The following is a 15,161-nucleotide window of genomic DNA, read 5'->3' as shown; positions in this document are numbered from 1 at the left end:
CGACTTTCGGTCAGCGGCTCACGGTCCGCTTGTACTGACGCAGAGCCAGCGGGATGAACACGAGCAGGATGATCACCACCCAGGCCAGCGTCGTCACCACCGGATGCTGCATCGACCAGGCGTCCGATTGCGGCGCCATCGGGCTGGTGTTGCCATACAGTTCGCGAGTGGCCTGGGTGACCGCGGACACCGGATTCCATTCGGCGAATACCCGCAGCACCGTCGGCAGGTTCTCCAACGGCACGAATGTGTTGGCGAGAAATGTCAGCGGGAAAATCACCATGAAGCTGGCGTTGTTGAACACCTCCGGCGCCCGGACCAGCAGTCCGACGACGGCCATGATCCACGACACCGCATAGGCGAACAGCAGTAACAGCACGTACGCCAGCACCGCGTCGAGGAACGACCCGCGGATCCGCCAGCCGACGACAAGACCGGTCAGCGACATCACCACGAGGCTGACCACGTTGATCACCACATCGCTGAGCGTCCGGCCGACCAGCACCGCCGACGGCGCCATCGGCAGCGACCGGAATCGGTCGATGATGCCCTTCTGCATATCCTCGGCAAGACCGGCTCCGGTGAAGGTCGCGCCGAACACCACGCTCTGCGCGAAGATGCCCGCGATCAAGAACTCCCGATAGCCGCCCGACATGCCGGGCACCTCGATGGCCGACCCGAAAATGTAGGCGAACAGCAACACGAACATGATCGGCGATAGCGTCGAGAAGATCAGCACATCGGGCACGCGCTTGATCTTGATGACATTGCGTTTGGCGATGGTCACGCTGTCGCTGAAGACGATCGATAGTCGTTCACCGAGGGGCATCGAGATGCTGGGGTCGGGCGCCGTTGTCGCCGCGGTCATCGGATCTTTCCTTCCGTCGCTTCGAGCCGGTCCTCGCGCTGACCTGATGCGACGGGACCGTCGCCGTTGGTCAACTCCTCGGCCTCGTGCCCGGTGAGGGTCAGGAAGACGTCGTCGAGCGAGGGACGCCGCAGGCCGACATCGTGGATCTGCACGTTGTGCTGGGTCAGCAAGCCGATGGCGTCGACGAGCGCCTGCGAGCCGTCGCTGACCGGAACGGTGATCCGGCGCAAGCCGGGCTCGAGATGGATCTCGCCGTCGGCGAGACCCTGCAGCGCCTGCTGCGCGGTCGCGAGGTTGTCGGCATGATCGACGGTGAGCTCGATGCGGTCGCCGCCGACCAGGGTCTTCAGCTCGTCCGCGGTGCCGCGAGCGATGACCTTGCCATGGTCGATCACCGCGATGGCGTCGGCCAGCCGGTCGGCCTCCTCCATGTACTGCGTGGTGAGCAGCAATGTGGTTCCGCCTGCGACCAATTCCTCGATGACATCCCAGAGGTCGAGACGCGCCCGGGGATCCAGGCCGGTGGTGGGCTCGTCGAGGAACAACACCGGCGGATTCGCCACCAGCGCGCCAGCCAGGTCGAGCCTGCGCCGCATACCGCCCGAGTAACCCTTGACGGGCCGATCTGCCGCGTCGGTGAGTCGGAATCGATCGAGTAGTTCGCGAGCGCGCTCCTTACTGCGCTGCACGCCCATGTGATAGAGACGTCCCACCATTTCCAGATTCTCGAAGCCGGTGAGATATTCGTCGACGGCCGCATACTGACCCGACGTTCCGATTCGCGACCGCAACGCTTGCGGATTGCGCAGTACGTCTATGCCTGCGACGGTCGCGTGGCCCGCATCCGGTATCAGCAGCGTGGTGAGCACTCGGACCGCAGTGGTCTTACCTGCACCATTGGGTCCGAGCAGTGCGGTCACGGTGCCCTCCGGCACCGATAGGTCGAGGCCATCGAGGGCGACCAGCCGGCCGTAGCGTTTGACCAGACCCTCGGCGACTATTGCGTCGGGCATGATTCTCCTGACGTTCGTGAGTTGTCGATGTCGGATTTCTGATGACGCCGGCCTGCGGTGCCGAGTCGAATTCGCTGAACCGGTAACCGACTGATACTCGAGTCAGTATTGCCGTGGGCACCGACAATTTCATCCGATTTGCCGACAGCTCGGTCGAACCGAGTCGGGCCGGAGAAAAAAGAAGAGGCCGCATCCCGGCCAAGGCGGTGCTCGGGGGTGCCGGATCGGGATGCGACCGGTTCGATCATCCCGCCCGTCTCGTTGCTCGATCGCGCGTAGCCCACTACCCGATTCGGCCGTGCGCAGTACTCGTCTCGGCGCGGATCCGCCGGCGTGGAACGTAGGAGCCGGGCCGGCGGTCGGTCATGGTATTCGGCTGTTTTCCCACCACTACGGCAGGCTTCGATTCGCACGAACACATGTTCGCATCGGGGTACGACATACTCTTGTCGCCGCGAGTGCCGGGCCGCCCCGTTTTCCCGCTGCCGCGACACGCGGCTCATCCGCCGCGACACTGCCCCGGAACGTCCTGGGCGCGCGATCCATGACACACGGAGACCGGTCGGAATGTTTTCTGAAGGCGCACCGAAATGGCGGATCAGCGCCCACGGCAGCAACGTAATTTCCTGTACAACAACAGTTTTGGCAAACAGTAAGCCATCGCCTACCCGGGGCCGATCGACACCCTCCGGTCGGGCGCTCAGCCCGCATTCCGCAGCCGTATAAGCCAACCCCAAAAATCTTGGAAAGTGGCGATCCCCACGCACCCAGAATCACGGATCATCGCGTAGGATCATTCTCGTCGGCCCCTCCCCCCCGGGCCGACCTTACGCGGGCCTCGGCTAACTCCCCCCCTTCGCCGAGGCCCGCTCCCCATTTCTGGGCCAGGTCAGCTCGCTGAGCTGTGGTGTTCCGCCTCGGCGGCCAGCGAACGCCAGGCAGCCGTCAACCGTTGCGCCCGTACCCTTCCGGCCGTCGCAAGCAGCGGGCGATCGCGCTCCCAGCGCGCCATGACGACCGGGGCCGCGCTCTCCCACAGCGGTTCCAGTTCCGCCAACAGCCGGTCGAGAAGTTCGAACGTGCCGCCGAGTGCGACGTGGACGCCGGGCGAACTGGGCCGGTCGATATCGAGACCGCGCACGGCAGCTACCGCGGCAAGCAGCCGCTGCACCACCGGCTGCGGCCATCTGGACTCGCGGGCGACCCGGATCAGCCAGCCGAGCGCTGCGGCAAGCACATGAATGTCCTCGATGGTCCGGAACGGTTTGAGGTAGTCCAGGTAGCCGTCCCCCGGCAGCATCCGCGCCGCGGCGTCGGTGAATGTCACTGTGGCGTGCGGAATCTCGGGGGCGAACGGGACGGCGGGCAGGTTCGTCACCCGCACACCGGGCTCGTCCGCATCCACCAGCACCGCGTGCAGGCGGTTGCGGCCGTCCGGCGATTCACCCGAACTGCCGATCACCACCAGCCGCTGCGCCATGATGCCGAGCGTCGTGAACGTCTTGGTGCCATGCACCGACCAGCGGCCGTCGGTCTCTACGAGCGCCGTACGGATCGCCGATGGATGCGCGCCACCCGACTCGGTCGCCGACACCGCGACCAGTTCGTCGGCGGGCAGGTCGGCGATCAGTGTCCGCAACGCCTCCTGATAACCCGACAGGAACGCGAAACCAAGACGGTCGGCGCCGAACCCGCCCGCGATCGCCACATCCACTGGCGTGGCGAACCGAGGTGCGACCGCTCGATGCCTGGACCACGCATCCGCGATGGTGTCGATGGGCGCCGGATCGACGGCTTCGGTCAGCAGGTAGTCGAGCACTGAATCCACGCCTGCACGGTACCCCCGGGTCGAACGCTCTCGGCAGGGCCACATCTCAGCAAATCGCCCGGCGGTGCACCGGACTATTCACAGGATCAGCAGGTATCACTGAGTGGCCCGACCGCTTCGAAAGGAGCTCGACCTGTGCCCGAACTGGACGAAGACCGTAGAAGAGCGCTCTACGATGCCAAAGCCAGACTGTCGTGGGTGCTCGCCGGGCTGGCCGGACTGATCGGAGCGGCGGCATTCATGCACACCGCCGGCTACTTCGTCACCTTCATGACAGGCAACACCGAGCGCGCGGTTCTCGGCTACTTCCACCACGAGCCCGACATGGCGGTCGCGGCGGCCCTGCTACTGGTGTCTTTCCTGTCCGGCGTGGTGGTCTCCTCCTGGTGCCGCAGGCGCTATTGGTCCGGTCATCCGCACGGCCCGACCCTGCTCACCACCGCGAGCCTCGCCACGGCCTCGATCGCCGATATATGGATCTACCAGGCGCTGGATACCGACAAGATCGACCTCGTCCCGATCCTGTTCGTAGCCTTCGGTGTCGGCGCGCTCAACACCTCGTTCGTCAAGAACGACGAAGTATCGATTCCGCTGAGCTACGTCACCGGCACGCTCGTCAAAATGGGACAGGGCATCGAACGCCACATCAGCGGCGGCACCTACGCCGACTGGCTCGACTACTTCCTGCTCTACCTGGCCTTCGCCCTGGGCGGACTGCTCGGCGGTCTGTTCAGCCTCGTTGTCGCAGGCTGGGCGATGCTGATCACCGCCACCTTCGTCTGCCTCATCGTCACCTGCTACACCTACCTGCACCTGGACCGCCACGGACCGCCGAAGGAAACGTGACGGCCCGAAACAAAGGCGGCGCCCACGGCGGCCGGCGCACACAACACCGCACAAACAACTGGTCACCACATGCGGGAAAGAAAGCGGCACAAACGGATTCGGCTCATCTATCAAATGGCGGCGATAGAAGTCTCCACTGGATCGGTTAGGCAACGTCCCACATAGCAACGATGCATGCTCCCAACAACGACACGATGAGTGACACCAACAACGGCGCGATGAGAAACGCCGACAACGACACGCCAAAAGGCGAGCGCTCTGCTAGAGCGCTCGCCTTTGGTTGTCGAGTCTGGTGTCCGAACCCTGACTCTGGCCGTTTTGCCGATCGAGCTGAGGGCTCGGTGATCGGTTACCCGCGATCAGCGAGTGGTCACCTCTTTCCACAGGTCTGCATCGTCCCGCTTCCGCAGCTTGGTGATTCCGATGAGAACCGCGACCACAACACCGACCGTCAGAAGAAGTTTCATGGCTCCCAGCGTACTGCGGTGTTCAGGGTGGGCCCAGGAGACGTTGCGCCGGGGACGGCCGGACCGGCGTGACCGCGACTGGTCAGCTGGTGCGAATGACCAACCCCGGTGATCCCTCGGCACCGTGCTGATCGAGAAACACAGGCAGGGGGCCGCAGCTGCCGTCGAGAGGTGCGCTCTGGGTGACGATGGCGCTGTTGATGCCGACTCCCTTGGTGCCTGCGAAGATCGGTAAACGGCCGGGCGGCCGCCATCCATTCGGGCGCGCCACCGCAACGCTCAACGCCCGCGCCGGCGACCGCGGCACAGACGAATACACCAAGCCACCGAAATCATCCCGACCTGCACATATACTGAGCGTGTCAGGTATATCACTCGACAAACCCGCCGTCCGGCGGCTGGCTGTTTTGACGCTGCGAACAGTTGGCAGGTAACGTTTCGAGGGCGCATTCATGGAGTGCGTGCCGCAATGAGCGGTGAAGGGGCCTTAGCTCAATTGGCAGAGCACTGCCTTTGCAAGGCAGGGGTTAGGGGTTCGATTCCCCTAGGCTCCACGGTAAAGACGCAGGTCAGAGGCAAGATTTACGATCTTGCCCCACCTGCGTCCACACTCCGGTCCACAAACCAGAATCTGAGGGGATTCGGCGTCGCGACCCATAAGGCGCGAACATGTCCACAACCCCCCGCATCCGCACTCGCAAAGACGGCACCGCCTACAGCCAGGTCCGCTATCGCGTCGACCGTGACGGCCGCACCCTCCAAACCTCACGGAGTTTCGACGACCACCAGGCAGCCATTCGCTGGGCGCGGCTGCTCGATCGCGTCGGCCCGATCGAGGCCGAGCGCATCCTCGCAGCACAACTCGCCGCGGCCGACGAGCCGCTCGTGCTGCTCGTCGACTACCTCCGCACCTACGTCGCCCGCCTCACCGGCATCGAGGAGGAAACCCGCCGCCGCTACGGGCGATTCATCGACCTGGATATCGAGCCCTTCTTCACCGACAGCCTGCCGATCGATCTGCTGACCCAAGACACTGACGCGGCGTGGGTGGTGTGGCTCGAGCAGGAGCGCGGCAACAGCCCGAAGACGATCAGCAACAAGCACGGTTTTCTCAGCGCGGCCATGGCGGCAGCGGCCCGGCAGCGGCCGACGCCGTTAATCCCGTTCAATCCGTGCACCGAGACCCGGCTGCCTCGCGTGTACGGTGCCGAGCTCGATTTCTTTACCCCCGACGAGTACGAGTTTTTCGAGCAGCTGCTTGCGCCGCGCTGGCGGCCGCAGTGTGAGTTCGCGATCATGTCCATGGCACGGCCCAGCGAGCAGGCCGCGCTCGACGTGCGCGATATCGACCGGGCAACCGGTGCCGTCCGAATCACCAAGGCGTACAAGTACGCCAACGGCAAGCTCAAGCTCGGTAAGCCCAAATCAGCGCGTGGCGTGCGGACTTCGTACGTTCCGCTCGAGACCGTCGCGCGGTTGGATCTCGACCGGGCGCGCAATGCCCGGCTGTTCTGCACCTCTACCGGTGGTCCGATCACCGTCACGTACTTGTACAAGAAGGCGTTCCTACCGGCATTGAAGCGGTTGCGGGCGCTCGCCGAGGGCGATTTCAGCCCGTTCTCCAAGCGCGCGCATTGGGAGGGCGAAGCCCCCGAGGTGCTGCTCGCCAAGTACGGGCACCTGATCGAGGTCATGCTCGAAAAGCGGCTCACCCCGTACACCCTTCGGCATACGGGGATTTCGTGGCGCCTCCAGGACGGCGAGCCGATTTGGGTGGTGTCACGTGATGCCGGGCACGAGTCGATTACCACCACCGACAAGCGATACGGCCACATCTCCGCCGAGGCGAGCGCGGCCTCGGCGCGCACCGTCGCGGGCAGGCTCCCGCAACTGCGGCACCAAGTCGTCGACATGGAACGCGCGCGCCGCCGACGCGACGTGCGTAACGGGTTACTCGGCGAGATCTGCGAGGTGGCCGGCGGATACGAGGCGATCTGGATGGACGCCCGCGGCATCGTGTCCTCGGCAGTCTTCGCCGAGTACGACCAGGCGGTCGAGCACGTCGCCCGCAACGAGGCAGGCGAGCCGTTGCTCGCCGCCGCGTGAATTCATTTCATTACATCGGCACTCCGACATGAAACGAAATCCCATGGCTGCCACCGAAACACTGTGCCCGTTCCCCATCAATACCGATCGTGCGTGCGGCCGGACCGTTGCCCAGCGGTCCGGCCCTGGCCGTCCGCGTACTTACTGCGACGACCCGAAACACAACGCCGTGAACCGGCTGCGAGCCGATCGGCGTCTCGCGGCGCGCGTGCAGAGCGACGTGTCCGACCGGCCGGTGTCCTCGGCGATGTCGGCGCTCGTCGCCACGCTCGACCGCGCCGCGGATCTCAAGGCGCAGCTACTCGCCGAACTCGCCGACGCCGAGCAGTTCGCCGCCGACGTGACCGACCCGGAACTCATTGCGCTCGAGTTGGAATCGGTGCGGCGCGACGCCGATGCCCGAGTCGCGCAGGCACTCGCCGCGCAGGCCGCTGCCGAGCACGAGGCCGCCCTCGCCCGGCGAGAACGTGACGAGGCGCGAGCGGAGCGAGATGAGGCGCTCAAGCTGCAAGAGATCGCCATCGAGGCTGCATACGAGGCGATAGAGGCCCGCGACAAGGCCGCCGACGCCGTGACGCGGATGCGCGCGGACTGCGATCGGCAGATAGCGAGCGTGACCGCGGTCGCCGACGCCGAACTCGCTGGTGTGCACGCCGAGCGCAAGCGACTCTCGGCCGTCGCCGACAAGGCGCTGAACGAGGTGCGCGAGCTGGGCGCCGAACTCGCCACGGTGCATGAGGATCACCGGCAACTTGTCACCGCACTGACCGAGCAGCGCGCACGGCACCTGTCACGAGTGCCCACTACATCGCCGAGGCATCGACGGCGCACCGGACGGACGAGCCGAGCGGCGTAGATCTCAGGAACGCCGCAGGTTTCAGTCGAGCTCGGATGCTTGCAATCGCAAGACCAGCTCATCCCAAGCCTTCGGCGGGTACTTGAATGTCTTTGCTGTGATGGTGCGTCTTTCCCACTCACCGGTGTCGGGGTTCATCAGAATAATCGTCTGATCGAAGATATCGGCGTCGCTGGATTTGACCTTGGACATCTCGTCGAACTCGGACCCTGGTGCGGCCCGGCAGGCCGCGATGATTTCATCGATGCGTGACTGGGGTACCCGATCGGGAGCGACGGTCAAGAACGCATCGACCATGACTCCCGCACGCTGGCGCCAGTTTTGGATGACTTCCTTGGCCCGAGGGTCGGTGACAACCCACACGAGCAGGTTCGGTCGAACGTCACCTGTAGGCGTGGGAGACGGGATGCCGGGGAACACATCCAGGAAACGTTGGTTCGCGGCATAGAGATCGAAACCCGGGTCGTGGAAGCAGGCCGGGTCCGACATGCGATCCAAGCCGAGCTGGTCGGTCCTCGTCGGGATCGGCGATAGTTCCCAGTCCATCTGGTTCAGGTACTGGGGGTGAGCTACAGCAAGGAATTTGGCCTGCCGCCATCGGGGGACCTTGAACGCGCGGAAGAAGGTTTGGAGTGTCTCTGGGGACGGCGGATGGGCCTTACGCTCCAACAGATATATCAGCTGCTTCGACATGTTGAGCTTCTCGGCGGCGTCTTTGCGCGTCAACCCGCTTGCCTCGCGTTCGTTTCGAAACATCCTGGCGAATAGGGATGGGGTGTCCTTATCCACGGGCAGTGCCTCCTGACGACTCTCCGTCAGTCTGGTGAGACACGAGCCAATCCCCGTTGTCGACCCAAGCCCACTGGCGCTGGCGGCGTTGCTTCCGAGTTGCGGTGGTAGGCGGATCACCCTAGTCCAGGAAAATCGACCAGTAGTAGACCGTTACGATCTTGATGCCAAATGGAACCGAATTATGCAGTGGCAGCACCCCTTTCCTGCTGGTAGTCCGCTACAGATCGACGAACAGGTCGGGGGTGAGCGGCAGAGTGCCAGGGACTGCCCGGTATTGATCGAGGTCGGTGACTCCGTCAGCCACCAGAACCTCTTCGTCCAAGGCCAGATTTCCGGTGTAAGAGGCGGCGGGCCGCGTGAGGACGAGAAGTGCCGCGTCTGCCATGACGAACGGGTCGCGTGAGGTGGCGACGCCCTCTGCACCCCCGAGCGCGCTCTGATTCCGCACCGCCGCAGTGTTGATGGTGGTGCTCGGCCACAGCGAGTTGACGGCAATGCCGTACGGCGCGACCTCTTGAGCGAGGCCGATGGTGTACACACTGGTGCTGTATTTGCTGATCGCGTATGCGGAGAACCGCCCGATGTCTTTTGACGCCAGGTTCAGCGGCGGCGACAGGTTCAGTATGTGCGGGTTGCGTCCCGCCGTCGCCGACTCGCGCAGCGCGGGGAGGCACAGAGTCGACAGCAAAACGGTTCCCCGGCAATTGATGTCCTGCATGTAGTCGAATTGCTGCATGGTGATGTGCTCAGCAGACTGCGTCTGGATCACTGCGGCGTTGTTCACCACCATGTCGATACCGCCCCAGCGGCTCACGGTCGCCTCGACCGCATCGGCGATGGCGCGATCGTCACGGACGTCAGCAACGATCGGCATCACATGGCCGCCAGCTGCTTCCGCTTCCGCTGCCGCCGTGTGGATTGTGCCGGGCAACTTGGGGTGCGGTTCGGCGGTTCGGGCGATCATCGTGACGTTGGCGCCCTCGGCCCCAAGCCGGATCGCGATCGCTCGGCCGATGCCGCGACTCGCGCCAGTGATGACCACCGTTTTGCCATCAAGCGCCCCTAAACCCGGGCCGGGCTTCTGAATGCTCACAGTGTCCCCATCAGGCTCGGGTGTCAACGTGCTTGTCGCAGACTAGCTCTCACCGATGGCCGCCGGGGGGCTGTCGAGTCTCAAAGATTGTGAGAGCGCGAATTGTTGACAGCGATCAAACCGAGCCCGAATGTTGGATACCAGTACCAGAATCAAGAGAACCAAGCACGGCGGAGGCGGTCGGGGCAACCGCGCGGCGTAGAGCGGAGATTGCCCATGAGTGAGAACGACCGCACGACGGGGTCAGGGTTGGTGCGGATTGTGGACGAAATCGCGGGCGATCGAGACTCGACCCCGGTCTCGCGGGTGGTTGCCGAGATCCGTAGACGCGGACTCGATCCGGCCGAGTTACTCGATGCCGACTTTCTGATCCGCGGCTGACGTCAGGGCACCCGGGGTGACTCCGAACGCTCGGGCGATCCTGTAGAGCTGTTTCATCGTCGCCGGTTTTTCGGCGCCCTCGATGCGCTGAAGGGTCTTCGCGTTCATCCCCACCTGACTGGCGAGAGCTAGGCGGCTCAACTTTCGTATCACTCGCTCGGTGCGTATCACGTCGCCGAGCGCGATGTCGTACTCATGCTCGAGAGCGTCGTCGGCCGACTCGTCGACGGCGTCCTCGTCGTCGACCCCGGGAGTCGGATCGGCGGCAGATGTGTCCATACAGTCCAGTATTAGGACTGTTTTGGGACCATAGCAACCCCCTAATTGTCTTCGGCCATTTGTTCGAATAGTTGCCACAAGTGGACTAAAAACGGACCGAGTTGGACTGTTTATGGTTGAACTTGGACTGTTTTAGGACTATCTTCGGCCTCATGGACCCCATCAACCTGGCAACCGCGGAAGCGGTTCGGGATGCGATTCATACCGCGCGTACCACGCAGGCGGCTGTGAAACGGGGGGCTCGCATCCCACATAGCAACTGGCAGCGGCGCATGTCCGGCCGCTCGTCTTTCAAGATCGCCGAGCTACAGCGCATCGCCCGCTTGCTCGGCGTTAGCCTCGGCGAACTCTGCGACGACGCCGCCGGACGGGTCTCATGACCACCCCCGCAGAGGCAGAGACCGAGACATTCGACCTCGCATATGCCGCACAGAAGTCGGGCGCACCCTCAGCCGACTGGATCCGTCGCAAGCTCAACGCCAACGCATTCCGAGGACGGCGCGCGGGCCGCGAGTGGCGCATGACCGAGAGCGATATCGCCGGACTCGTCGCATGGATGGCGCGCGGTCCCGAGGTCGCCGCCGAGACGAACGCCGCCACCGAGACCTCTACCCAGCTCGATCATTCGGGCCTCACTCCCACTAGTCGCCGCCGCCTCGAGCAGCGCCGCACCCACTGAGCCCCTCGGCGCGGTGGTGCACGACGCCGACGCTGCGCCGAGGTTCGCGCACCCCGGAGAGGGACCGCCGGGTGACCCCCTCACACCTGAGCTTTCCGGAGTGCGCACCACCTTCAACCAGGGAGAACCAAATGCCAATCCCATGCACATACAAGGACGGCGCGCCTGTGTCGGTCGTCGAGGCAGACATGATCATGCGCGCATTGGGCTTCACTTCCGCGCGTGCGGCGGAGGAGATCATCGGCGCCGGAGAGCGGCGGCGTGCAGCGCGCGGCATCGTCACAACCGCGTCGATACTCGGCCGCCAGATCACGCAAGAGAACCTGTCGAGAATCCACCGCGAGGCACGACAGAACGTTCTCGCCCGCAACGCAGGTGCGGCATGAACTCGCCCGTGCTCCACATTCCACACGCGGACCGCCACACAGCCGGCCTGCTCACTGATATCGGCCGTGTAGTGCTCGTGCTGGCGTTCGGTGTCGGCTGGTTCGCGCTCATGGTGTGGATGATGGCGCCGCTGTGAACGCCTGGCTGTATCTGATCGTCGCGTTCGGCAGCTGGTTCGTCAGCGGCTTCGTCGTCGGCGCGCTGCTAATGGGCGGGCGACCACGGTCGCATCACCGCCCCGAATCGTCCCCCGGCACCGACCCGGGGACCTCGACGCCCGGCGCAGGCGGATCTGACCCCGCTCCGGGTGTCGCACCAACTCAGTAATCGACGTACCGCCGAGGGTCTAGCTCGGCGGTACGTCCCAAACGAACGGATCGTATCCGATGACATCAATCTATAAGTTCCGCATCGGTGAGCGGGTACGCCTGCGCACCACCGGCGAAGACCTGAAGGTCGCGAAGTACGCAGGCAGCTTGGACCGCCCCCGCCTGGTCTGCACCGCCGCAGATCCCGATTCGGACTGGCGTATCTGCGCACCCGAAGACCTCGAGGCTGTGGCCTACGACCCGACAGCCGAACCTGGCACGCCGCCAGTGAATCTGGCACCGGCCGCCGCGCTGGCCACGCTGGCGCAAGAGATGGACTTCATGGGCCATCACGAGTGGGCCGAGCAGGCTCGCGCCATCGTCCCCTATTTCGGTTACCTCGTCGTCGCCGTTGACACGGCCCGCGCCGAGGCGACCATGCTCGCCGCGTACGCACCCGGCGTCCAGGTCGAGGCACGCACCACCGGCGACCGACTGCTGACCGTGGTGGGTGAGCAGTGATCTGGCTGATGTACCTGGCAGTGCTCGGCGTGATCGGTGTGGGCGAAGCCCTCGGCATCGGTCGGTCGGTCGGGCCTTCGCGTGACTGCCCGTTCTGTCGCGGCACCGGGTGCGCACGGTGCGGCTGGTCCGGAGAGGTCGACTCTCGCGAGATCGACCGTGCCACCGACGAATACGACGATGCCCCGTTGCGGCCTGGCGCCGACTCTGATCCCGACGACGGGCACGACCTCACCGTCGACCGCCAGAACGGGGTGTCGCTCTGATGCCCGGCGACGAGATCAACGTCGACTTTGACGTACACGACATCGACGAGGAGCAGCTTGCCGCAGCGCGGCGCACAGTGTGCCGCAGGGCAATCGAGGCGACCGAGGACAAGGACGAGCAGCGGGCCGACGCATCACGCCTACTCGCGATGCTCGGTTTGATCGACAGCGCGACCGGCAACGGCGCGTGCTCAGGATGCAAGCGCCGGTTCTCCAGCACCGGCCGTCTCGGCACCGTCAAGCGCAAACGAGACGGCCGGTGCGCGAACTGCTACGACCAGCGGCACGCCGATGTGGTCGAGACCGGCGACGCTCAGGACCACATCGCGGTGCTGCGCGCCGCTGGAATGCGGCTGCGCGAGATCGCGGACGCGGCAACCATCTCGCTCGGTGTCCTGTTCGCGGTGCGGACCAACGGCCACGCGAATGCCGATGTCGTGGCGCGCATCATGGCGATCCCTGTGCCGGACTCGGATGCGGCATGACCGCCCCGACCGAGCGCGGCGTGTACTCCGGCGTCCCCGAGGCCGTTTACCACGGCGACCCGAACTCGATTTCGTCGAGCCAGGGCCGCCGCCTGCTCGAAATCACTCCGGCCGAGTGGAAGTGGGAGCAGGACCACCCGGCGGCGCGCGTGCCGACCGAGTCGCAGGAGCTCGGCACCGCCGTGCATACCGAGGTGCTCGGCGTCGGCGCGCCGTACGTCGTCGTTGATGCGCCGAACTGGAAGAAACCCGCAGACCAGGTTCGCCGCAAGACGATCAGGGCACGCGGCGAGGTGCCACTGCTGCCGCCGCAAGCGGAAATGGTGCGCACGATGGCAGCGAACGTGCGCAACGACCCCGACGCCGGGCCGCTGTTCGCCAGTGGCGCACCGGAACTCAGCGGGTATGCGCCCGATCCGAAGACCGGCGTCATGCTGCGCGCCCGTACCGACTGGCTGCGCGAGGTAGGCCGAGGCCGCCGCGTCGGCGTCGACCTCAAGACCGCCGAGTCGGCCGACCCGGGCGAGTTCGGCGTGGAGGCGGCCCGGTGGGGCTATCACGTCCAACAACCCTGGTACGAGGACGTTTTCGAGCTGGCCGAGCTGCCGCTGTCGGCGTGGCTGTGGGTCGTCGTCTCCAAGCGCCCGCCGCACTTGGTCACGGTGTGCGAGCTGTCAGCCCGAGCGGTCGACCTCGGCCGCTCTATCGCCCGCGACGCGATCGACCTGTACGCGCGGTGCCGCGACACGAACACATGGCCGGGCCACGGGCGCGGCATCCACCAAATCGACCTCCCTGCATGGGAATACAAGAAACAGGAGTACGCCAGATCATGACGACCGAACTCGACGTCATCCGCGACAGCGCGCCCGCACTGTCGGCGACCCCCGACCCGATCGACAACCTGATGCGGTACGCGCAGGCCATCGAGGTGGCGTACGAATTCGCCGGCAAGCTGTGCCGCACCTCGCTGGTACCGAAGGCATACCAGGGCAAGCCCGCCGACGCCGCAGTCGCGATCCTGCACGGTGCCGAGTTGGGCCTGAATCCGCTGCAGGCGCTCAGCAACGTGTTTTCGGGACCGAGCGGACCGACCTTGTACGCCAAGACCATGGTCGCCTTGCTCAGGGCGAAGGGCTACAAGTTCAAGACCGTCGAGTCCGGACCGGCCAAGGTCACAGTCTCAGGTTGGTGGCCCGGCGACGATCCGGAAACGAGCACTTGGACGATAGAGCGCGCTATCGAGGCTGGATACGTCCCGCAGATCGACCCGAAGACCGGCGAGTTCGCACGGAACAAGTGGGACAAGCTCATCGGCAACGAGAAGTACCTGACGCAGCCCGAAGAAATGCTGTGGGCGAAGGCTGCGGCGACCGTGTGCCGCCGCCTCGCCCCCGATGTGCTGCTGGGTATCTCGCACACCGCCGAGGACGCAGAGAGCGAGCCCGCGCCCGACCCGGTGCGCGTGCAATCCGAGCGAGTCTCGGCCGCCGACGTGCTCGGCGAGCCCCCGGCTGACGAGCAGCCCCCGACCGACGAGCAGCCATCGGCGACGGTCGTCGAGTGGTCGGCCGCCCCCTCGGAATCGAGCGAGGTCCCTGTCGACGCCGAGGAAGTGCCCTCGGATTCGGGCGAGAAACCGGACACCGCGCAGGCCAGCGGGCCCGAGGCGCCCGGCGAGCCGCCGTCAACGCGTATCCAGCAGAAGAAAATCGCACGGCTGCTCACCGAGGACGGCGTCGAGTCCGACGCCGACAAGCTGCTCGCCATCGGCACATTCCTCGGGCGTGAGATCGGCTCGGCGAACGACATCACCCGCGCCGAGGCAATCCGGCTGCTCGACTACCTCGAGCGCGACCCCGCGACCGAGGACCAGGCCCCCGCCGACACCGAAGGCGGTGACCGATGAGCTGCCGCCGCGGCTGCCCTGAGGGCGAGTGCTACTGCGCCGAACCGACCTACGCCCTGATGAACGACGTGTG

General features: G+C 65.3%; 20 protein-coding genes and 1 tRNA gene. 14 read left to right on the top strand and 7 right to left on the bottom strand.

Features of this window, described 5'->3' with window-relative positions; translation table 11 throughout:
• Positions 1–10: 10 nt before the first annotated feature.
• From OHA42_RS05160 to OHA42_RS05150, 3 genes are all read right to left on the bottom strand, one after another.
• Positions 11–829 carry an ABC transporter permease gene (locus OHA42_RS05160; RefSeq protein WP_406239099.1) on the bottom strand — a complete coding sequence of 273 codons (819 nt, stop codon included), beginning with the start codon at positions 827–829 and terminating at the stop codon, positions 11–13.
• A gap of 35 nt (positions 830–864) precedes the next feature.
• Positions 865–1,884 (bottom strand): ATP-binding cassette domain-containing protein, encoded by a 1,020-nt coding sequence (locus OHA42_RS05155; RefSeq protein WP_406234998.1) that lies wholly within the window; start codon positions 1,882–1,884, stop codon positions 865–867.
• Positions 1,885–2,773: 889 nt separating this feature from the next.
• The gene (locus OHA42_RS05150) at positions 2,774–3,712 is read right to left on the bottom strand and encodes an acyl-CoA dehydrogenase family protein (RefSeq protein ID WP_406234996.1); all 939 of its coding nucleotides are present in this window, start codon (positions 3,710–3,712) and stop codon (positions 2,774–2,776) included.
• A gap of 135 nt (positions 3,713–3,847) precedes the next feature.
• Between OHA42_RS05150 and OHA42_RS05145 the strand changes: the two genes are divergently transcribed.
• Entirely contained in the window at positions 3,848–4,558 is a 711-nt protein-coding gene (locus OHA42_RS05145) for a YoaK family protein (RefSeq protein ID WP_406234994.1), read from the top strand.
• A gap of 359 nt (positions 4,559–4,917) precedes the next feature.
• On the opposite strand, the gene OHA42_RS05140 is transcribed toward OHA42_RS05145, so the two are convergent.
• Entirely contained in the window at positions 4,918–5,025 is a 108-nt protein-coding gene (locus tag OHA42_RS05140) for a DLW-39 family protein (protein ID WP_328407771.1), read from the bottom strand.
• A 481-nt stretch (positions 5,026–5,506) separates the two neighbouring features.
• Here OHA42_RS05140 and OHA42_RS05135 point away from each other — a divergent pair.
• The 3 genes from OHA42_RS05135 (at position 5,507) to OHA42_RS05125 (ending at position 7,987) form a co-directional block, all read left to right on the top strand.
• Positions 5,507–5,579, top strand: a tRNA-Ala gene (locus OHA42_RS05135).
• A gap of 115 nt (positions 5,580–5,694) precedes the next feature.
• Positions 5,695–7,131, top strand: a complete 1,437-nt coding sequence (locus OHA42_RS05130) for a tyrosine-type recombinase/integrase (protein WP_406234992.1) — start codon at positions 5,695–5,697, stop codon at positions 7,129–7,131.
• A gap of 43 nt (positions 7,132–7,174) precedes the next feature.
• The gene (locus tag OHA42_RS05125) at positions 7,175–7,987 is read left to right on the top strand and encodes a hypothetical protein (protein WP_406234990.1); all 813 of its coding nucleotides are present in this window, start codon (positions 7,175–7,177) and stop codon (positions 7,985–7,987) included.
• Between the two features lie 21 nt (positions 7,988–8,008).
• Here OHA42_RS05125 and OHA42_RS05120 read toward each other — a convergent pair whose 3' ends face one another.
• A complete protein-coding gene (locus OHA42_RS05120; protein ID WP_406234988.1) occupies positions 8,009–8,776 on the bottom strand; it encodes a helix-turn-helix domain-containing protein in 768 nt (255 codons plus the stop codon).
• Between the two features lie 220 nt (positions 8,777–8,996).
• Positions 8,997–9,872: an SDR family oxidoreductase gene (locus OHA42_RS05115; RefSeq protein WP_406234986.1), complete on the bottom strand. Its 876-nt coding sequence runs from the start codon at positions 9,870–9,872 to the stop codon at positions 8,997–8,999.
• Positions 9,873–10,088: 216 nt separating this feature from the next.
• On the opposite strand from OHA42_RS05115, the gene OHA42_RS05110 reads away from it, so the two are divergent.
• Positions 10,089–10,253, top strand: a complete 165-nt coding sequence (locus OHA42_RS05110) for a hypothetical protein (protein ID WP_406234985.1) — start codon at positions 10,089–10,091, stop codon at positions 10,251–10,253.
• Here OHA42_RS05110 and OHA42_RS05105 read toward each other — a convergent pair.
• Positions 10,221–10,532, bottom strand: a complete 312-nt coding sequence (locus OHA42_RS05105; protein ID WP_406234983.1) for a helix-turn-helix domain-containing protein — start codon at positions 10,530–10,532, stop codon at positions 10,221–10,223. The genes OHA42_RS05110 and OHA42_RS05105 overlap by 33 nt on opposite strands.
• Positions 10,533–10,684: 152 nt before the next feature.
• Here OHA42_RS05105 and OHA42_RS05100 point away from each other — a divergent pair, with 152 nt between their 5' ends.
• The 9 genes from OHA42_RS05100 (at position 10,685) to OHA42_RS05060 (ending at position 15,088) form a co-directional block, all read left to right on the top strand.
• Positions 10,685–10,912, top strand: coding sequence for a hypothetical protein (locus tag OHA42_RS05100; RefSeq protein WP_406234982.1), 228 nt, complete (start codon positions 10,685–10,687; stop codon positions 10,910–10,912).
• Positions 10,909–11,211: a hypothetical protein gene (locus OHA42_RS05095; RefSeq protein WP_406234980.1), complete on the top strand. Its 303-nt coding sequence runs from the start codon at positions 10,909–10,911 to the stop codon at positions 11,209–11,211. The genes OHA42_RS05100 and OHA42_RS05095 overlap by 4 nt, the downstream gene beginning before the upstream one ends.
• A 131-nt stretch (positions 11,212–11,342) precedes the next feature.
• On the top strand, positions 11,343–11,597 hold the full coding sequence (locus tag OHA42_RS05090; protein WP_406234978.1) for a hypothetical protein: 255 nt from the start codon (positions 11,343–11,345) through the stop codon (positions 11,595–11,597).
• The gene (locus tag OHA42_RS05085; RefSeq protein ID WP_406234976.1) at positions 11,594–11,734 is read left to right on the top strand and encodes a hypothetical protein; all 141 of its coding nucleotides are present in this window, start codon (positions 11,594–11,596) and stop codon (positions 11,732–11,734) included. Before OHA42_RS05090 ends, OHA42_RS05085 begins: the two co-directional genes overlap by 4 nt.
• 250 nt (positions 11,735–11,984) lie before the next feature.
• Positions 11,985–12,428 carry a hypothetical protein gene (locus tag OHA42_RS05080; protein WP_406234974.1) on the top strand — a complete coding sequence of 148 codons (444 nt, stop codon included), beginning with the start codon at positions 11,985–11,987 and terminating at the stop codon, positions 12,426–12,428.
• Positions 12,425–12,694, top strand: coding sequence for a hypothetical protein (locus OHA42_RS05075; protein ID WP_406234972.1), 270 nt, complete (start codon positions 12,425–12,427; stop codon positions 12,692–12,694). The genes OHA42_RS05080 and OHA42_RS05075 overlap by 4 nt, the downstream gene beginning before the upstream one ends.
• Positions 12,694–13,179, top strand: coding sequence for a hypothetical protein (locus OHA42_RS05070; RefSeq protein ID WP_406234970.1), 486 nt, complete (start codon positions 12,694–12,696; stop codon positions 13,177–13,179). Before OHA42_RS05075 ends, OHA42_RS05070 begins: the two co-directional genes overlap by 1 nt.
• On the top strand, positions 13,176–14,015 hold the full coding sequence (locus OHA42_RS05065; RefSeq protein ID WP_406234968.1) for a PD-(D/E)XK nuclease-like domain-containing protein: 840 nt from the start codon (positions 13,176–13,178) through the stop codon (positions 14,013–14,015). The genes OHA42_RS05070 and OHA42_RS05065 overlap by 4 nt, the downstream gene beginning before the upstream one ends.
• The gene (locus OHA42_RS05060; protein WP_406234966.1) at positions 14,012–15,088 is read left to right on the top strand and encodes a hypothetical protein; all 1,077 of its coding nucleotides are present in this window, start codon (positions 14,012–14,014) and stop codon (positions 15,086–15,088) included. The genes OHA42_RS05065 and OHA42_RS05060 overlap by 4 nt, the downstream gene beginning before the upstream one ends.
• Positions 15,089–15,161 lie beyond the last annotated feature (73 nt).

It is taken from the genome of Nocardia sp. NBC_01009 (assembly GCF_045208035.1).
In the GTDB taxonomy this organism is placed as follows: domain Bacteria; phylum Actinomycetota; class Actinomycetes; order Mycobacteriales; family Mycobacteriaceae; genus Nocardia.
This window is presented reverse-complemented; position numbering and strand designations above follow the sequence as displayed.

Bases quoted from the DNA above. Each gene is read 5' to 3' on its own strand.
- OHA42_RS05110 (WP_406234985.1), top strand. From the start codon at position 10,089: ATGAGTGAGAACGACCGCACGACGGGGTCAGGGTTGGTGCGGATTGTG.
- OHA42_RS05100 (WP_406234982.1), top strand. From the start codon at position 10,685: ATGGACCCCATCAACCTGGCAACCGCGGAAGCGGTTCGGGATGCGATT.
- OHA42_RS05070 (WP_406234970.1), top strand. From the start codon at position 12,694: ATGCCCGGCGACGAGATCAACGTCGACTTTGACGTACACGACATCGAC.
- OHA42_RS05105 (WP_406234983.1), bottom strand. From the start codon at position 10,532: ATGGACACATCTGCCGCCGATCCGACTCCCGGGGTCGACGACGAGGAC.
- OHA42_RS05160 (WP_406239099.1), bottom strand. From the start codon at position 829: ATGCCCCTCGGTGAACGACTATCGATCGTCTTCAGCGACAGCGTGACC.
- OHA42_RS05065 (WP_406234968.1), top strand. From the start codon at position 13,176: ATGACCGCCCCGACCGAGCGCGGCGTGTACTCCGGCGTCCCCGAGGCC.
- OHA42_RS05080 (WP_406234974.1), top strand. From the start codon at position 11,985: ATGACATCAATCTATAAGTTCCGCATCGGTGAGCGGGTACGCCTGCGC.
- OHA42_RS05155 (WP_406234998.1), bottom strand. From the start codon at position 1,884: ATGCCCGACGCAATAGTCGCCGAGGGTCTGGTCAAACGCTACGGCCGG.
- OHA42_RS05095 (WP_406234980.1), top strand. From the start codon at position 10,909: ATGACCACCCCCGCAGAGGCAGAGACCGAGACATTCGACCTCGCATAT.
- OHA42_RS05060 (WP_406234966.1), top strand. From the start codon at position 14,012: ATGACGACCGAACTCGACGTCATCCGCGACAGCGCGCCCGCACTGTCG.
- OHA42_RS05090 (WP_406234978.1), top strand. From the start codon at position 11,343: ATGCCAATCCCATGCACATACAAGGACGGCGCGCCTGTGTCGGTCGTC.
- OHA42_RS05140 (WP_328407771.1), bottom strand. From the start codon at position 5,025: ATGAAACTTCTTCTGACGGTCGGTGTTGTGGTCGCGGTTCTCATCGGA.
- OHA42_RS05130 (WP_406234992.1), top strand. From the start codon at position 5,695: ATGTCCACAACCCCCCGCATCCGCACTCGCAAAGACGGCACCGCCTAC.
- OHA42_RS05085 (WP_406234976.1), top strand. From the start codon at position 11,594: ATGAACTCGCCCGTGCTCCACATTCCACACGCGGACCGCCACACAGCC.
- OHA42_RS05125 (WP_406234990.1), top strand. From the start codon at position 7,175: ATGGCTGCCACCGAAACACTGTGCCCGTTCCCCATCAATACCGATCGT.